Source organism: Pseudomonas uvaldensis (assembly GCF_021271205.1).
Taxonomy (GTDB): Bacteria; Pseudomonadota; Gammaproteobacteria; order Pseudomonadales; family Pseudomonadaceae; genus Aquipseudomonas; species Aquipseudomonas uvaldensis.
This window is the reverse complement of sequence record NZ_JAIWKS010000010.1, coordinates 74900-91928: the sequence shown is the minus strand read 5'-3', so window position 1 is coordinate 91928 and position 17029 is coordinate 74900. Positions and strand designations below refer to the sequence as shown.

The following is a 17029-nucleotide window of genomic DNA, read 5'->3' as shown; positions in this document are numbered from 1 at the left end:
TGGGCCTTGTTCAGGGGCGAGCGCGCGTTTCAAATGACTGGCGCAATCGTTCAATCACATGGTCAATCGACGGCCCCTGGATAGCGGGCGGCGTCGGGCTTTCACCGAATTCACGCCAGATGAATAACGTCAGCTCCGCGCCATCGGTCAGTGTCTGGGCATTTTCCTGAGTGCCAAAAGTTTCAAGCAGCCTGTACCGGGCATCGTTCCAGAACAGCTCCTCGACCCATTCGTACACTGGAATGAAATGGAAGTGGATAGGGTAGCGGGGATCGTGGCCGAATCGGCTGATGTAAAGCCATTTGGGGTCCAGTTGCGCTTCAAGAACGCTCTGGATATCCGCCATCAAGCCACCCAGTTCCGCCAGCGCTGGGGCGGGCAGTTGGGTCAAGGAGTTAGCGTGAGCCTTGGAGCCGAGCATGACGTAGCCGGGCAGGGAAGACGCCATGTGATGGTTGACTGTCCAGTGGTTGGTTTCATGGACGATGAACGGCGATGCTGATTTCAAAGCAGACTCCCTGTCGTGTATTTCTTTAACTTTGTAACATTTTTAATCGGTGCGCTTACAGGTGAGGCCGGTGATAACTTGTGGCGAGCGGGCGTAGCCAGCCCTCAACGAAATGCGTCCTACGACTAATGATCACTTTGGGAAAAATGAGGAAGTGTCCGACAACTTTTTAAGGTTGGGCTTCGGACGTATTGCACTTACGATCTGGCACTGCCTTGGTGCCCCGCGTGGCATCCAGCACGCTCAGCTTCGTTTCATATCGTGAGGACAAATCGATGCCTGAAACCCTATGCGTCAAGGCCGACGAACCGACTTGCCGCCATAACGACATTTGGCGCTATGATTACGTCAAATGTCGCAATGAGGTTAGCCTTATGTCCGCAGTGAAGCAAGCAGACAAGCGAGTCACCAAATCCAAAGGGAAAACAGGTGCGGGGGCGAGGAGTCTTGCCAGAAAGCCCACGGAGGTTCTGTTGCAGGGTCGAAAAAGCGATGAGCGCTTGCTGATTATCCGGTACGCGCAGGAGGGCTTTTACTTAAGTGACGTCAAGGACATGCTGTCTACGTCCCCTCTGTACATGGAGCATGACTTGGTTCAGCGGATTACAGGAAGATCCGTCCGAACCGTCCAGCGTCTGGCGAAAGAGACCAAGCCCATACGTCTGAACCAGCAACAGAGCACGGTTGCTTTTCAGTATGCCCAGATTCTGGAGCATGCAATCAATGTCTTTGGCAGTCAGCAATTGGCTGAGGACTGGCTGAAAAAACCCTGTAAGTACCTGGATGGATACATGCCATTGGAGCTGATCGACAACTCGCTGGGCTTTCAAGTAGCGGAGGATTACCTGACTCGGATCGAGTATGGGGTTTATCAATGATTCCGTTGCCCTGGGACGGTCGATGGCATGCTTGGCGACTGGACCGCGAGATCTACAAAGATACGTGGGACAGCGGTATTGGGGCACAACGAACCGGTGGACGTTGGAATCCGCCTGGACGGCGGGTCATCTACGCCTCCGCTGACCCATCTACGGCCATTTTGGAAGTGGCGTCCCATCTGGGGTTCGACGCGTTGGACATGATGCCTTATCTGCTGACATGTTTTGAAGTGCTGGATCCGGCACTCGTCAAAGTGGTCCAGGTCGAAGACCTGCCGAACCCGAACTGGCTTATTCCGGCTAGACCTTCACCCAATCAACAGCAGTTTGCGGACAAGCTGCTGGCTGAGTACCCCTTCATACTGATTCCTTCTGCGGTGACCCAGCATTCTTGGAATCTGTTGGTAAGCTGCGATTTGGCGACGAATCAGTTCAGGCTTGTCTCACAGGAGCGGTTTGGCCTGGATACGCGATTGGTTAAATGAGTGCTTGACCGAGGAGTGGACTCCGGACTCAGCGTCAGCTCACCTTTCCCACCCACGTCCATCGGCCCTGCCGCGACTACCCGATGACGCGGCTTCCGAACACCATAATCAAGTAACCTTACTTCTTAACCGAATAATCCCGCCCCCAAACCTGTACCGAATTGATCGCCTCGTTCATTCCCTCGAACACAAACTTCTGCCGCACGGCCGTCTTCGGCGGGATGGTGACTTCATCCGGGTTTTCGAATCCGGTGAGCCGGTTGGCGTAGCCCGCCTGGTCAATGGCGAGCAAGGCGCCGGTCTGGCCAAGGTTGATCAGGCGCAGTTGGGTGTCGGTGCTGCTCTTGAAGCCGAGGGTGATGCCGTGATCAGCGACCGGTTGCTATGGGCCTGCAGCGTCCCCGCGATGGTGTGGATGAAGTGGGCTATTGCTTCGGCTGGACGTACCGTCGCTGGATGCGTTCCAGCTCGCCTGAGCGACGCAGTTTTTCCAGAGCTTGGGCCCACGCGGCGATCACGCGGTCTTCCGAGTCTGAGCTGAAGGCGATGTACAGCGATGAGCGATAGAGTTCGACGGGTACTTTGCGCAACGTGCCGGGCGCAATATTCAATTGGCGGCAGTAGTAAGCCATGCCCGCCGGAGTATCACCGACGATGATCTCCGTGCGTCCGGCCAGGAGCATGCGATAAAGCTGCAGGCTCCCGGTGGCGCTTTTATCCAGATTCTTGAAACCACGGGATTGCAGCACATCGGGGATCAGACCGGCATTTCGCGTGGTGATCTGGGGCACCTGCATCAGTTGCTCCAGCGAATTGACCGGTTGTCGCGCATCGGCCAACTGGTAAGGGTAAATGGACTCTTCCACGATCGGCCCGACCCACTTGTAGAGCGGTTCGCGCTCGGCTGTGCGGAACATGGAATACAAAATGGTCTTGGGCCGGGTCTTCAAGACCCGGGAACTGCGCATGCTGGGAAGCACCTCTATCGGAAAATCGTCCCCGGTCAAAGCCATGATGGCCTGGACGATCTCCGTGGTCATGCCGGTGAGTCGATTGTTTTCCAGGTAGTTGTATGGCGCCCATTCTTCGGTGACGACCAGATACGACTCCGCCCGGACCGGCGTGCCGAGCAGTAGGCAGAGCAGCGCAACAATGAATATGGATTGTTTCAAGTGTCCTGCCTGATGGCCTGGCCGGTGTCCAAGGGTTGAATGCAAAAGTGACATCAGTATAGACCCGGCACGAGGCCTGCGGCGGTTGGTCACGACGCGAACTCACCAGACTCAACGCACCCGATCGCGACTCTGCGCCGCCAGATCCAGCGCCTTTTGCATGTCCAGCCGCGCCGAGCGGCCCACGTCCTTGTCGTTGAGCTGATAACGGCGCTCCGATGGCAGGATGGGCGCGGTGAGATCCTCGCCGTCCATGGCCTCGAAGTCGTGATTGTCGCCAATGGTCATGGCGCTGCGGCGCAGCAGCATGCGCAACTGTTCGGGTTGCAGTTGCGGATTGATGGACAGCATCGCCGCCGCCAATCCCGCCACCATGGGCGTGGCATAGGAGGTGCCACAATGCACCGCGCCTTCCTGGCCGGCCTGGGGCGTCGAGGCGTGGGCGCAGGCGGCGGCTGTGATATCGACACGCATGTCGATGTTGGAGGAGTCGCGCTTGACCGCATAGGTCGGGTCTTCGACGGCGACTCCGGTGCGTTCGCTGCGCTGGTGGCCGCCAACGACCAGCAGTTGCTCGGTGATGAAGGAGGAGGGCAGACGGTATTCGTCCGTGCCCGAGAACGAAGACCCGTTGCCGGCGGAGTTCACCACCACTACGTCGGGATGGGCCTTGCGTAGCCACAGGAAGAATTCTTCCAGCAATTCCTCGTAGCCCCCCATGGCGATCCCCGAGCGCAGCAGCGAATCCACGTCGTCGCCTTTGACGTCCTTCGCACCAACGCGATGGATCCCCCAGCTCCAGTTCAACACACGAACGCCGTCTTCCACGAGATTGACCGAGGCAGCGATGTTCGCCGTGATCCCCGCATCGGAATTACGTTCGACGATCACCTCGAATCCACCACTGGTTTTATCCAGGCCACGGAGAAATCCAGTGTTGCCGCCGTCGTCCCAGCGCGCGGCGAGGATGCCGGCGACGGTGGTGCCATGGTTGTCCGGTTTATCCGCATCGCGTGCATAGACACACGTGCGCGGCACGGAGCAGGCCCCGACGTAATCGGCAAAATCCGCGGTGTCGAAGTCCACGTCACGCTCGATGAGACCGATGCGCACCGGTTGCGGTCGGATGGGCGCGTGCTGGCCGGGGATGCGCCGCTGGTAGTAATTCACCGCGTCGAGAAAGCGGTTCGCCGCCCATTCATCGGAGTCCTGGGCGGGCTTCTTCGGTTCTGCCGGGCGGGCGGTGGCCTGCTCGGTTTCTTCTGCGGCGGATTCTTCGACCACCACGGCATCCACGCTGGTCTCGCTGCCCAGGCGCAGCACCAATGCGTCGCGCTGCACGAGGTCATTGGCGGGCAAGCGCAGCTGGTACACGTTCAGGGGCGCGATACTGCCGACCACCTTCGCTCCGTACTTGCTGGCCAGACGCTGGGCTTCCGGCAAGCCTTCGCGGTCTTCCTCAATGAGCACACTGACCAGATTGACGTAGCTGGTCAGGCCGTCCATGTTCTTCGCCACTTCGTCCGCTGTGGCGGCCAGGACGTGACTGTTGCGCAGGGTCAGCCAGGCTGCATTGCTGGTGCGCGACCCCTCCTGCAGCCAGAGCGGTCCGCTCTGGTAATCGGCGCTGTCCAGGCTCAACCGAAGGTTGGCCCCGTCGCGCTGGACGGCCTGCGCCGGTATCGCCTTGTCACCCAGCTTCAATTGCGGGGTTTCCTGGCCCAGGCCGCGCACGGTCAGGCACCAGTCCTGTCGTTGGCTTTGCAGCAGGTCGCCGCAGCGCTTCAGGGTTTCCAGGCGCAGCGGCTCTTGCGCGGCAGCCAGTGTGTGGGTGGCCAGGGTGAGCAAAGCGGCGAGGGCAGCGGATCGTACGGACATGAACCAGTGTTCTCTGGCAGGGATTTGTTGTTCCGACTGCCACAGGGTGCGCTTCGTTCAGCGGCGCATCAGCTTGCGTCCTTGAGTCTTTCCGACATCTTCACCAACGTGGCCAACGAATCGGCGCCCATCTTGCGCATCAAGGCGCCGCGTCGCACCTTCACCGTCACTTCGCTCAACCCCAGCCGCCCGGCCACCTGCTTGTTCAGCAGACCAGAGACCACCAGATCCATCACCTCCCGCTCTCCGTCGGTGAGGGTAAGGTGACGACGTTTCAGCTCATCCATCTTTTCCGCGACCTGACGTCGCTCCCGATCACGACTCAAGCCCAGGCCGATGGCGTCCAGCAAATCCTGTTCACGGAACGGTTTGGTCAGGAACTCCAGTGCCCCGCCTTTCATGGCTTTCACTGACATGGGGATGTCGCCATGGGCGGTGATGAAAACTACCGGAATCTGAATGTTCAAGCGGGCCATTTCCTGCTGGAAATCCAGGCCGCTCAAGCCCGGCATCCGCACGTCGAGGATCAGGCACGCCGGGGTATCGGCAAGCGTGGCGTCCATGAATTCCCGCGCCGAGCCGAAAGCCATGCTCGGCAGGCCGACGGAGGCCAGGAGGTCCTGCAGTGAGGCGCGCACGGAACTGTCGTCATCGACGATGTAGATCATCGATTCGTTGGGGTCATGGGCAGTCATCGGATTCTCGGGTTACGGCCGGCAGGGTGAAGTGGAAAGTGACGCCCGCCTGTGGATTGCTGGAGACCCAGAGCCGACCGTCATGGGCCTCGATGATGGAGCGACTGATGGCCAGGCCCATGCCCATGCCGTCTTGCTTGGTGCTGTAGAACGCGTCGAATATCCGTTCGTGGTCGTTGCCGCAGAGGCCCTTGCCCTGGTCGGACACGGAAAAGAGCAAGCGCTGAGCCGATTCCAGTACGACATTGACCTCCAGGCTGCGCTGCTCGACATCGACCTGCCGCATCGCGTCGATCCCGTTCATCGCCAGGTTCAGGATGACCTGCTGGATCTGTACTTCATCCGCCAGCATCGGCGGCAGGCCTTCCTGCACATGCACCTGCAAATTGATGTTTTGTTCGTTCAGTTCGCCGGCCAGCAGCCGCAGCGCGGCATGGAGCGTGTCGGCGACGTTCAGCCACCGCTTGCTGGGGGCCTGGTGTCGGGCCATGCCCCGCAGGCGGGTGATGATTTCGCTGGCCCGATGGGTGTCGGCGATGATGCGCTCCACGGCCTGGCGGGCCTTGGGCAGGTTGGGCGGGTCGTTGGCCATCCAGCGCAGGCACGCGCTGCTGCTGGTGGCCATCGCGGCCAGTGGCTGGTTCACTTCGTGGGCGATGGACGCGGCCAGCTCTCCCAGCATGTTGACGCGGGCGATGTGCGCCAGGTGCGCGCGGGTTTTGTGCACCGTGCCGATGGCGGCGGACAGGCGCAGCGCCAGGTAAGTGGTACCGGCGATGGCGGCGAGGCTGATCAGGACGTTGACCAGCCCGGCCTCCGTATCGCCGAAGCGGGTGAGCCGATAACTGAGGATCGTCAGGAGCATGCAGGCGACCGACAGGCCGGCGACGGCGCGCGTCGGCAGGATGCGCACGGCGATCAGCACCACGGCAATCTGGAAGACGCCCACCGCGATTTCAAGGTCGGTGACGGTATCGATGGCCGCGATGCCGAGGGACAATCCCAGCAACAGCAGCAGGCGAAGGGTCAATTGAGTGCTTCTCACTGGATATTCATCTCGCATCGCACAAATGGCCGGCCCAGGCACGCAGTGTATATCGCCTCCGTGCGCCTGGCTCAGGAAGGATTGTCCAGGCTGAACCGGTCGGCCACTTCGTCGTAGGCGAACAGCTCCGCGTAGCGTCCCCATTGCGTGACGCAATCGAGGGTAGTCGCAGCGTCGTGCTCCGACATGAAGTCCTCCAGTTGGTCCCGGAAGCGCCTGGCGGGTGCCGTGCGGGTCGGGCGGTCATCCAGCACCTTGCGCACATGGCCCACCAGGGGAACGTGCCTGAGCAGCTGCTGGGCGAACAATTGCTTGCGCTCGTCGACCGTCGATTGGGCATAGCGTCGCCCGGCCGGCAGCAGCGCGATATGGCCATCCTGCAGGTCGGCCAGGCGCATCAGTTGCAGCACCTCGGCCACCGGGAAGAGATCGCTGGGGCTGTAGCGCAAGGTGTCGGCCAGCTCGCGCAGGTCCGCCTGACCGTCGTAGGGCTGATCGTGCACCGCCTCGATCAGGCCGGCCAGGGCGTTCGTTGAAATCGAAGGCAACACCATGCCCACGCCAGTGCCTGCAAATGCACTCGGATGGGCAGAACCGTCCCGGCCACCGCCGGCCATCTGCACATAGATATGTTCCACCAACGCCTGGAACGCCGGGTCGGCGCGATTGCGCGGCTGGCTGAGGTCGACGACGATTTCCTTCATGATCCGTCCCGGATTGGAGGAGAAAATCAGTATCCGGTCGCACATCAGCACGGCTTCTTCGATGTTGTGGGTGACCATCAGGATCGACTTGATCGGCATCCGGCCTTCGCACCACAGATCCAGCAGGTCGGTGCGCAGGGTTTCGGCCGTCAGCACGTCCAGTGCGGAAAACGGCTCGTCCATCAGCAGCACATCCGGAGCGACCACCAGCGCGCGGGCCAGGCCGACGCGCTGGCGCATGCCGCCCGACAGTTCCTTGGGAAAGGCGCTTTCGAAACCGTCCAGGCCGATCATGTCGATGGCGGCCAGGGCCCGTCGGCGCCGCTCGGGCGCCGCCACGTCCAGTGCCTCCAGGCCGACCTCCACGTTTTGCAGCACCGTCAGCCAGGGGAAGAGGGCGAAGCTCTGGAAGACCATGCGCACCGAACTGGCCAGCCCGCGGTCATCGGCAGGGAAATCGACCACGCCGGCCGTGGGCGCGATCAGGCCAGCGATGGACCGCAGCAAGGTCGACTTGCCGGAGCCCGAACGTCCCAGCAAGCCGACGATCTCGCCATCGTTCAAGCGCATGCAGACGTCGTCCAGCACCAGTCGCTCGGCACCGCCGGTGGTGCCGTAGACATGCCGAAGCTGTTGCACATCCACCAGGCAGCGTTTGTCCATGACTGCTTGCATTGGCTCACCTCCTTCAATCAATTCGAAGCCGACGCTCGGCGAAACCGTACAACGGGCGCCACAGCAGGCGGTTGAAACCCACGACGAAAACCGACATGACCGTCACCCCCAGGGCCACCCGCGGAAGGTCTCCTGCGGTCGTGGCCTGGGCAATGAAGGCGCCCAGCCCTGAGGCGTAAAGGTGCTCGTCGCCCCAGGAAACGGCCTCGGCGACGATGCTGGCGTTCCACGAACCGCCGGCGGCGGTGAGGGCGCCAGTGACGTAATACGGAAAGATCCCGGGCAGCGCGACCACGCGCCACCACTGCCAGCCGCCTATCCGAAAGTTGCGCGCCGCTTCGCGCAAGTCGTTGGGCAGCGCGCTGGCGCCTGCGATCACGTTGAACAGGATGTACCACTGGGTGCCCAGCACCATCAGCGGCGACAGCCAGATATCCGGATCGAGTTTCAGGGTGACGATGGCGATCACGGCAAAGGGAAACAGCACGTTGGCCGGAAAGGCCGCCAGCAGCTGCGCAACGGGCTGCAGACGCTCGGCCCAGCGCGGATGCAGGCCGATCCAGACGCCGATGGGCACCCAGACCAGGCTGGCGAGGACGATGAGCACCGCGACCCGCAGCAGGGTGACAAGTCCCAGGCTGAAGGCCCCGATGACATCCTCCAGGCCCAACGTGCTGGCGATGAAACCTGCCAATTGAAGCAGGCCAGCCAGGCAGGCCAGGGCCACCAGGGCGATCCAGGCCCGGTCGGCGACACGACTGAAACCCTCGCTGACCTTGAAGCGAAGCTGGGGGAGCCTGGGCAGCCTGTGCAGGTACAGCGCGGCCTTGATGTCACCCAGCGCGGTCAACATCAACGGCACCAGGCGGGTCGAGCGCAACAGGTCGTAGATTCTCGACCGTGGGCGTTTCTGGGCGGCGGTCTGTTCGAAGCGGAACTTGTCCGCCCAGGCCACCACGGGCCGGAAGAACAGCAGGTCGTAAAGTATGATCACGGCGACCATGGCCAGCACTGCCCACACGGTCGCGGCGACGTTCTTCTGTTCGATGGCCAGTGCCAGCCAGGAACCGATGCCCGGCAGGCTCACGGTCGTGTCGCCGACGGTGATCGCCTCGCATGCCACCACGAAGAACCAGCCGCCGGACATCGACATCATCATGTTCCACACCAGGCCCGGCGTGGCGAACGGCAGTTCCAGCCGGATGAAACGTTGCCAGGGCGAAAAGCCGAATTGTCGGCTGACGTCGTAGAGGTCGTTGGGCACGGTTCTCAGCGATTGATAGACGCTGAACGTCATGTTCCAGACCTGGCTGGTGAAGATGGCGAAGATGGCCGCGCATTCAACGCCCGATTCCTTGCCCGGGAAAAGCCCCATGAAGAACACGACAGTGAAGGTCAGAAAGCCCAGTACCGGTACGGATTGAAGGATATCCAGTGCCGGCAGTATGACCATGGCGGCCTTGCGACTCTTCGCTGCCAACGTGGCAATGACCAGGGAAAAGACAAAGGAAGCGAACAGCGCGATGAACATGCGCAGCGTGGTGCGCAAGGCATACTCCGGCAAGCGAGCCAGATCCAGCGACAGTGGTGATGCATCCAGGACCCCGAGTGGCTGGTTCATCTGCTCCAGGCCGTAGCCGATGAAGGCCGCCAGACCGACGATCAGACCCAGCAGGACGAGATCGGCCCGCCAGGAAGTCTGTTGGCCAGGGTTGAAAGTGGTCAATGCCGGCGCGGGGAGTGGAGAGCGCATCGATCACCTCGCTATGGGTTGTGGAGCACGTTGACGGGCTGGGTTGAATGCCCGGCAAGATTAAGCATTGCCTCCGAACAGGGCCAGAAAGACTAGGGACATGAAAATATACGTTGGTATATCGCTGATCCGCTTTTTTCGCCGTCAGGTGCGTCTGTAATGAGCCCGATCCCCTGGCCAAACTACGCGGCGGATTAATGGCGAACAAAAACCTGAAATCACCCCAACCCCTGTGGGAGCACATGAAATCACCCCAACCCCTGTGGGAGCACAGCTTGCTGGCGATGCGGTCGACGCGGTGTATGCGTTATCGTTCATCGCGGGCAAGCCTTGCTCCCACAGGATCAAGATTCTCGATCAGGACTGACTCATGACAAAGATGGCGATTTTTCTCGGTGGTTTTCTCGCGCTGACGCTTCTGATCGGCGCTCTTGCGACGATTTCACCGGTGTAGGATCGCCTGCGCGATTTCCTGCAACCCCATCACCCGTTGCGCGGCGTTGAGCTTGATCGCTTCCTTGGGCATGCCGAAGACCACACAGCTGGCTTCGTCCTGGGCCACGGTGGCGCTGCCGGCGTCGAGCATCTCCTTCAGGCCGCGGGCGCCGTCGTCACCCATGCCGGTCATGATGACCCCGGTGGCGTTGCGACCGGCGAACTTGGCCACCGAGCGGAACAGCACGTCCACGGAAGGGCGATGGCGGTTGACCAGCGGGCCGTCCACCACTTGTACGTGATAGAACGCGCCGCTGCGGGTCACCATCATGTGCTTGCCGCCGGGGGCGATCAGGGCCAGGCCGGGGTGGATGCGATCGTTGTTGCGGGCTTCGCGCACTTCGATCTGGCACAGGCTGTTGAGCCGGGCAGCGAACGAGGCGGTGAATTTTTCCGGCATGTGCTGGACGATGACGATGCCCGGGGAGACCCGCGGCAGGGCGGTCAGCACCGCTTCCAGGGCCTGGGTGCCGCCGGTGGAGGTGCCCAGGGCGACGATGCGCTCGGTGGTTTGCGCCATGGCATGGCCGTTGGCGGCGGGCAGCATCGCGTCGGCGCTGAGTTTGATGGCCGGTGCCAGCGGGGCCGGGCGCTTGCCCAGGTTCCGGACATTCACCTGGGCCGCAGCGCGAATCGCCGCCACCAGTTCTGGTGCCGACTCCAGGAGAAAATTCTTCAGCCCGGTAGTGGGCTTGGTGATGATTTCCACCGCGCCGGCCGCCATGGCCTGCAAGGTGGTTTCCGCGCCCCTGGGGGTCAGTGACGAACAGATCACTACCGGCGTTGGACGCTCGCTCATGATTTTCTTCAGGAAGGTGATGCCGTCCATGCGGGGCATCTCCACGTCCAGCACGATCACGTCCGGCCACTCCCGGGTCAGCTTGTCCATGGCGAAAATAGGGTCGGAAGCCGCGCCCATCACGTGGATATCCGGCGTGTCGCTGAGGATCGCCAGCAACACCTGGCGCACCACGGCGGAGTCGTCCACCAGTAAAACATTGATCTTTTTTGACATGGTTAATGCCGGGTCCTTATCGGTTGGTGCCTGACCCATACATCGCCGTTGCACAGGTCGAAGATGATGCTTCGGTAACCCGTGCTGCCCAGATCCTGGGCAATCAGATCGAGGCGATAGAGGGCGGCCATTTCCAGCGCTGCGTTGATGTTCAAGCGCGCCACGTCGCCGAAGGGGACTTCCCGTTGCAGCTCGGGGAACATCTCGCCGCCGCCGAACAGCTTGAGCTGATAATCCTCGGGGTCGGTACGGTGAGCCCGGGCCTCGCGCACGAAGAGTTCGATGGCTTCATCGGCGTACATGCCATTGAGCGCGGTGGAGCAGCGCAGGCGACTGGGCAACATGAAGTGACACATGGCGCCGATCTTGCGCTCGGGATGCCACAAGGTAATTGCCACGCAGGAGCCGAGGATCGTGCGCAGCCGGGTCGGGCAGGTGGCGAAGCGAAAATCCCCCGGTGCCAGGTAGACTTCCGCCGCGGCTTTCCTCACGGTATTCATGGCTTGCGATAAATCGAAGGAGCCACCAGCTTCAACGCATCGGATACCCCGTTGAGGCTCTCGGAATGGCTCACGATGAAATATCCGCCGGACTTGAGCCGGGGGACCAGGCGGGCGACCACTTTGCTTTTGGTGGGTTGGTCGAAATAGATCATGACATTGCGCAGGAAGATCACATCGAACTCCCCCAGATCCGGCAACGTGTCGTTGAGGTTGACCTGAATGAAGTTGACCCGGCTGCGCAATGCCCGGTCGATCAGGAACGTGCCTTGCTGGCTGCCGGTGCCTTTGAGGCAGTATTTCACCAACAACGGCTGGGGCAGGGTGCGGGCGCGTTCCATCGGGTAATGTCCGGAGCGAGCCTTGGCCAGCACCTGGGTGCTGATGTCCGAGCCGATGACCTCCCAGGGCGTGGTGCCCAAGCCTTCGGCCAAGGTCATGGCCAGGCTGTAGGGTTCTTCCCCCGACGAACTGGCCGCGCTCCAGAGGCGGAAGGTTTTCCCCGGCGTCGCATGGGGCAATACGTGCTGGCGCAGGAAGTCGAAATGCTTGGGCTCCCGGAAAAAGTAGGTTTCGTTGGTGGTGAGCAGGTCCAGCGCCACCTGCAATTCATCGCTGCGCTGGCCATTCATGATCAACTTGAAATATTCGCCGTAACTGCTCAGCTCGTAGTGCTTGAGGCGCTTGAACAAACGCCCGGCCACCAGGGCTTTCTTGGCCTGTGACAGGTTGATGCCCGCGGCCTGGTATAACCAGGACTGGAACTGGTTGAACTCTCGGTCACTGAGCGCTTGTGCATTCCCCGTGCGTTCCTTGCAGGTGTCGGTGTTCACTTTCCTTCAAACTCCAATGCGACAGGGCCGGCCTCGGCGAGTTGGGACATTTCGTCGATGGACAGCACCCGGTCGACTTCCAGCACGATGACGAACTTACCGTCGACCTTGGCCATGCCGCTGATGAAATCGGCGCGGATCTTCGCTCCGAAACTCGGTGGCGGCTCGATCTGCGAAGCCGGGATTTCCAGCACCGCCGACACGGTGTCCACCAGCAAGCCGATGTCCTGGGCCAGGCCGTCTGCGCTGTTGGCCTCGATGATCACCACGCAGGAGCGCCGGGTGATCGACGAGTTCTGCCGGCCGAAACGGGCCGACAGATCCACCACCGGCACGACCGCGCCGCGCAGGTTGATCACGCCGCGCACGAACGACGGCATCATCGGTACCACGGTCAGGTTGCCGTATTCGATGATTTCCTTGATGCACAGGATGCCGATGGCGAACATTTCCGTGCCCAACATGAATGTCAGGTATTGCGCTTCTTCCTCGACCGCCATGGCGGTTTGACGTGTGGTCGCGATGGCGCCCATGCCGTTTCTCCTTTAAATCGTGCCTGTGTGGCGAGCCGTCAGAACCGGGTGAACTCGGATTCGTCCGGCGCGCTGGCCATGTTGTAGGCAAAGGCCTTGGGCAGCACGGTCACCGTGGCCCGGGCCGGTTTGCGACTGGTGGGGCCAGGCGTGTTGTCCATCTTTACCGGCAGGCTGGCCGATTTGGGCGGCGTGTCCAGGGTGAAGAAGCTCATGGCCTGTTGCAGTTGTTCGGCCTGGCTGCTCATCTCCTCGGCAGTGGCGGCCAGTTCTTCGCTGCTGGACGCGTTCTGTTGGGTTACCTGGTTGAGCTGGGTCATGGCGGTGTTGATCTGTGCCACGCCGGCGGCCTGTTCTTCGGAGGCGGCGCTGATTTCCTGCACCAGGTCCGAGGTCTTGTTGATCGATGGCACCATTTCGTTGAGCAAGTTGCCGGCCTTCTCGGCCATGTCGACGCTGCTGGACGACAGCTCGCCGATTTCCTGGGCCGCAACCTGGCTGCGCTCGGCCAGCTTGCGCACTTCGGCAGCGACCACGGCGAAGCCCTTGCCGTGCTCGCCGGCACGGGCGGCCTCGATGGCGGCGTTGAGGGCCAGCAAGTTGGTCTGGTAGGCGATGTCGTCGATGATGCTGATGCGCTGGGCGATTTTCTTCATCGCCACTACGGTCTGCTGTACCGATTCGCCGCCATCGGTGGCTTCCTTGGCGGCCTTGCTGGCCATGCCGTCGGTGACCTTGGCGTTCTCGGTGTTCTGGTTGATGCTGGCACTCATCTGTTCGATGGAGGCGCTGGTTTCCTCGACGCTGGCCGCTTGTTCGCTGGTGGCCTGGCTCATGGATTGCGCGGTGGCGCTGACCTGTTCGGAAGCACTGGCCAGATTGTCCGCCGCGTTGCGCACTTCGCCGATGATATGGGACAGCTTGCCCACCATGTTCTTCATGGCGTTGAGCACCAGGCCGGTTTCGTCCTTGGCGCCGCCTTCGATCTTCGCGTTCAGGTTGCCTTCGGCCAGTTGCTCGGCTACCAACGCGGCCTGCTTCAACGGACGGGAGATCACCCGGGAAATGAACAGCGCAAGGCCCAGGCCCACCAGCAGGGCGGCGACGAGTACGGCAATGATGGACAGGCGCGCTTTTTCGAACAGTGCAGTGCCGTGTTCACTGGCCTTGGCGGCGCCAGCATCGTTGAATTCAACCATTTTCTGCAGATCGGCGGTGACCAGGTCGAATACGCGCTTGGACTCACCCTTGAGCAGCGACTGGGCTTCCTGGGTCAGGTTCTGCCGGGACAACGCGAACAGGTCTTTGCTCACTGCCAAGTAAGCGACCCAGTCAGTGCGAGTGGCATCGAGCAGTTGGCGATCCTCGGCATTGGAGAGCAGTTTTTCATAGGTTGCCAGGCGCGTTTCAAAGGCCTTCTTGGCTTCTTCCGCTTCCTGTTCCAGCGTGGTCCGCTCCTGTTCGGAGTCGGCCGCGATGTGGCGGTTTTCCTTCAGGCGATAGCTGGCCGCGAAGAAGCGCATCCCCGAGGCTGCCCGCATGGATGGCATCCAGTTCTCGCGGATCTCGATGGTGGTGCCGTTCACCTGGCCCAGTTGGATGATCGAGAACACCCCCATGATGGCAGTGAGGGCCAACACCACGAGAAATGAAGTGATCAGTTTGGTGGCGATTCTAAGATCGTAGAACCATTTCATTGGGAAGTACCTCTCCATGGAATTGCTAAAGCATCAGCGAGCGTTGGCTTGTAATTGAGTAGGGGTGTAGCGGTTTTCGATCTGGGCGATCTGGGTGAGCAACGCCGGGACGTCGAGAATCAATGCCACGGCGCCGCTGCCCAGGATGGTCGAGCCACTGATGCCGCGCAGCGCGCCGAACAGCTTGCCCAGGGGCTTGATGACGGTCTGGAATTCCCCCAGCAGGTCATCCACCACCAGCCCGGCCTTGAGGTCGGCGTAGCGCACCACCACCACGTTCTGCCGGCGTGCGGCAGGGCCTTCGTGGTTGAAGTGGTCGCGCAGGTACACCAGGGGCAACACTTCGCCCCGCAGGTCGAGATAGCCCTGTTCACGGCTGGCAACGCCGTCGTCTTCGCTCAGTTCGATGCATTCCTGGACCATGTCCAGCGGAATGACGTAGGTGGACTGATCGATGCCTACCAGGAAACCGTTGATGATCGCCAGGGTCAGTGGCAGGCGAATGCGCACCACCGTGCCCTGGCCCGGTTGGCTATCCAGGTCGACCGTGCCGCGCAGCAGGGTGATGTTGCGCTTGACCACGTCCATGCCCACGCCGCGCCCTGACAGGCTGGTAACGGCCTGGGCGGTGGAGAAGCCGGGCTCGAAGATCAGGTTGTAGATCTCCTGGTCGGTGGGGCTGGCACCGGGAGCAACGAGGCCACGCTCCTGGGCTTTTTCCAGGATCCGGTCGCGGTTCAGGCCGGCGCCGTCGTCGGCGATCTCCAGCACGATACTGCCCGAGTCGTGGTACGCGTTCAGGTGCAGGTGTCCCTTGGCCGGCTTGCCGGCCGCCAGCCGCGCTTCGGCAGTTTCGATGCCGTGGTCCATGGCGTTGCGCAGCAGGTGCATGAGCGGGTCGCCGATTTTTTCCACCACGGTCTTGTCCAGCTCGGTTTCCGCGCCGCTGATGATCAGGTCGATGTCCTTGCCCAGTTCCTGGCTGACATCGCGCACCACACGCCGGAACCGGTTGAAGGTTTCGCCGATGGGGATCATGCGCAGTCGCAGGGCGCCGTCGAGGATTTCCTCCACCAGCCCGGAGACCCGCGAGGTGGATTCTTGCAATGAGTCGTCGTGGCAGTTACGGGCCAGCAGGCTGGTACCGGCGCTGGCAATGACCAACTCGCCCACCAGGTTGATCAGCTCGTCCAGTTTGTCGGCGTTGACCCGCACATAGGCGCCGTCCTTGGCTTTGCTTTCAGTGGTGACGGCTTGTCTGTCGGGGGTTGCCTGGGCAGGTGTCCGCGGGGTCTTGCGCTGGTCCGGCAGCAGTTCGCCGGTGGCCACCAGCGCTGTGTTTTCGTCGCGCTGCGCTTTTGCGGTTGCAACCAGACCGGTATTCACCGGGGCTTCGGCTTCGTCAGTGGCAACGATCTCGATCAGGCAATCTTCCCGGACGAAATCGAATACTTCATTGATGGCGGCATGGCTGGCGTCCGAACGGAAATCGATGTCGAACCCCAGGTAGCAGGATTCGGCGTCCCAGCGGTCGACCGATGGCATCGCGTCCGTCAGTGTGGCGATGTGGATGATTTCCCCGAGGGTTTGCAGGTAGCGCAGGAACGACAGCGGGTCCATGCCATTACGGAACACGTCCTGGCCGAAGCGCAGGGAGATGTGCCACAGGCGCGTTTCGGAGGGGGCGTCGTTGTCGGATTCGTTTGCCACCTTCGGCGTCTCGTCAGACGGGGGCGCCTGGTACTCCTGCAGGACCTGGCACAGTTCCATCTCGCGCTTGAGGGCCGGTGGCGTCAGCGTGCCGCCCTGGTTGGCGACCACATTGATCAGTTCCAGCATGTGGTCGCTGGATTTGAGCAGCACGGCGATCAAGCCTGTATCCACCTCGACGCTGCCGTTGCGCAGGCGATCGAGCACGTCTTCGACGATATGGGTGAAGCTGACAATCGGCTCCAGGCCGAACAGGCCTGCCGACCCCTTGATGGTGTGGGCCGCACGGAAGATCGCACCGATGGCGTCATCGTCGCCTGGGTCGTTTTCCAATTGCAGCAGGGATTCCTCCATGGCTTGCAACTGTTCTCGTGCCTCGACGATGAACGTTTGTTGTGCCTGGTCGAGATTGATGCTCACGCTCATATCCTTTGTCGTGTCGGGCCGCGATAC

At 61.6% G+C, this 17029-nt stretch carries 15 protein-coding genes and 1 pseudogene; 2 read left to right on the top strand and 14 right to left on the bottom strand.

Annotated features, from left to right (window positions below; translation table 11 throughout):
- Window positions 1-10: 10 nt before the first annotated feature.
- Window positions 11-448, bottom strand: coding sequence for an HIT family protein (locus tag LCU97_RS21305; protein WP_172679673.1), 438 nt, complete (start codon window positions 446-448; stop codon window positions 11-13).
- A gap of 434 nt (window positions 449-882) precedes the next feature.
- On the opposite strand from LCU97_RS21305, the gene LCU97_RS21300 reads away from it, so the two are divergent.
- Complete coding sequence (locus tag LCU97_RS21300; protein WP_232777748.1) at window positions 883-1386, top strand: antitoxin Xre/MbcA/ParS toxin-binding domain-containing protein; 504 nt, start codon at window positions 883-885, stop codon at window positions 1384-1386.
- Window positions 1383-1871 carry an RES family NAD+ phosphorylase gene (locus LCU97_RS21295; protein ID WP_053157578.1) on the top strand — a complete coding sequence of 163 codons (489 nt, stop codon included), beginning with the start codon at window positions 1383-1385 and terminating at the stop codon, window positions 1869-1871. The genes LCU97_RS21300 and LCU97_RS21295 overlap by 4 nt, the downstream gene beginning before the upstream one ends.
- 118 nt (window positions 1872-1989) lie before the next feature.
- Here the strand turns inward: LCU97_RS21295 and LCU97_RS21290 are convergent.
- From LCU97_RS21290 to LCU97_RS21230, 13 genes and pseudogenes are all read right to left on the bottom strand, one after another.
- Window positions 1990-2232 (bottom strand): annotated as a pseudogene (locus tag LCU97_RS21290) (hypothetical protein); the annotation flags it as partial.
- A 64-nt stretch (window positions 2233-2296) separates the two neighbouring features.
- On the bottom strand, window positions 2297-3043 hold the full coding sequence (locus tag LCU97_RS21285; RefSeq protein WP_053157575.1) for a substrate-binding periplasmic protein: 747 nt from the start codon (window positions 3041-3043) through the stop codon (window positions 2297-2299).
- A gap of 111 nt (window positions 3044-3154) precedes the next feature.
- Window positions 3155-4921, bottom strand: a complete 1767-nt coding sequence (locus LCU97_RS21280) for a S8/S53 family peptidase (protein WP_232777687.1) — start codon at window positions 4919-4921, stop codon at window positions 3155-3157.
- A 68-nt stretch (window positions 4922-4989) separates the two neighbouring features.
- Window positions 4990-5616, bottom strand: a complete 627-nt coding sequence (locus LCU97_RS21275; RefSeq protein WP_053157571.1) for a response regulator transcription factor — start codon at window positions 5614-5616, stop codon at window positions 4990-4992.
- Window positions 5603-6679: a sensor histidine kinase gene (locus LCU97_RS21270; protein WP_232777686.1), complete on the bottom strand. Its 1077-nt coding sequence runs from the start codon at window positions 6677-6679 to the stop codon at window positions 5603-5605. Before LCU97_RS21270 ends, LCU97_RS21275 begins: the two co-directional genes overlap by 14 nt.
- A 53-nt stretch (window positions 6680-6732) precedes the next feature.
- Complete coding sequence (locus LCU97_RS21265; RefSeq protein WP_232777685.1) at window positions 6733-8040, bottom strand: ABC transporter ATP-binding protein; 1308 nt, start codon at window positions 8038-8040, stop codon at window positions 6733-6735.
- A gap of 13 nt (window positions 8041-8053) precedes the next feature.
- Entirely contained in the window at window positions 8054-9793 is a 1740-nt protein-coding gene (locus LCU97_RS21260; protein WP_232777684.1) for an ABC transporter permease, read from the bottom strand.
- 442 nt (window positions 9794-10235) lie between these two features.
- Window positions 10236-11303: a protein-glutamate methylesterase/protein-glutamine glutaminase gene (locus tag LCU97_RS21255; protein WP_053157558.1), complete on the bottom strand. Its 1068-nt coding sequence runs from the start codon at window positions 11301-11303 to the stop codon at window positions 10236-10238.
- Window positions 11304-11305: 2 nt separating this feature from the next.
- A complete protein-coding gene (gene cheD, locus LCU97_RS21250; RefSeq protein WP_053157555.1) occupies window positions 11306-11803 on the bottom strand; it encodes a chemoreceptor glutamine deamidase CheD in 498 nt (165 codons plus the stop codon).
- Window positions 11800-12636, bottom strand: coding sequence for a CheR family methyltransferase (locus LCU97_RS21245; protein WP_053157552.1), 837 nt, complete (start codon window positions 12634-12636; stop codon window positions 11800-11802). The genes cheD and LCU97_RS21245 overlap by 4 nt, the downstream gene beginning before the upstream one ends.
- Complete coding sequence (locus tag LCU97_RS21240; protein WP_232777683.1) at window positions 12633-13169, bottom strand: chemotaxis protein CheW; 537 nt, start codon at window positions 13167-13169, stop codon at window positions 12633-12635. The genes LCU97_RS21245 and LCU97_RS21240 overlap by 4 nt, the downstream gene beginning before the upstream one ends.
- Before the next feature lie 38 nt (window positions 13170-13207).
- Window positions 13208-14866, bottom strand: coding sequence for a methyl-accepting chemotaxis protein (locus tag LCU97_RS21235; protein ID WP_232777682.1), 1659 nt, complete (start codon window positions 14864-14866; stop codon window positions 13208-13210).
- 33 nt (window positions 14867-14899) lie between these two features.
- Window positions 14900-16996: a chemotaxis protein CheA gene (locus LCU97_RS21230; protein WP_232777681.1), complete on the bottom strand. Its 2097-nt coding sequence runs from the start codon at window positions 16994-16996 to the stop codon at window positions 14900-14902.
- Window positions 16997-17029 lie beyond the last annotated feature (33 nt).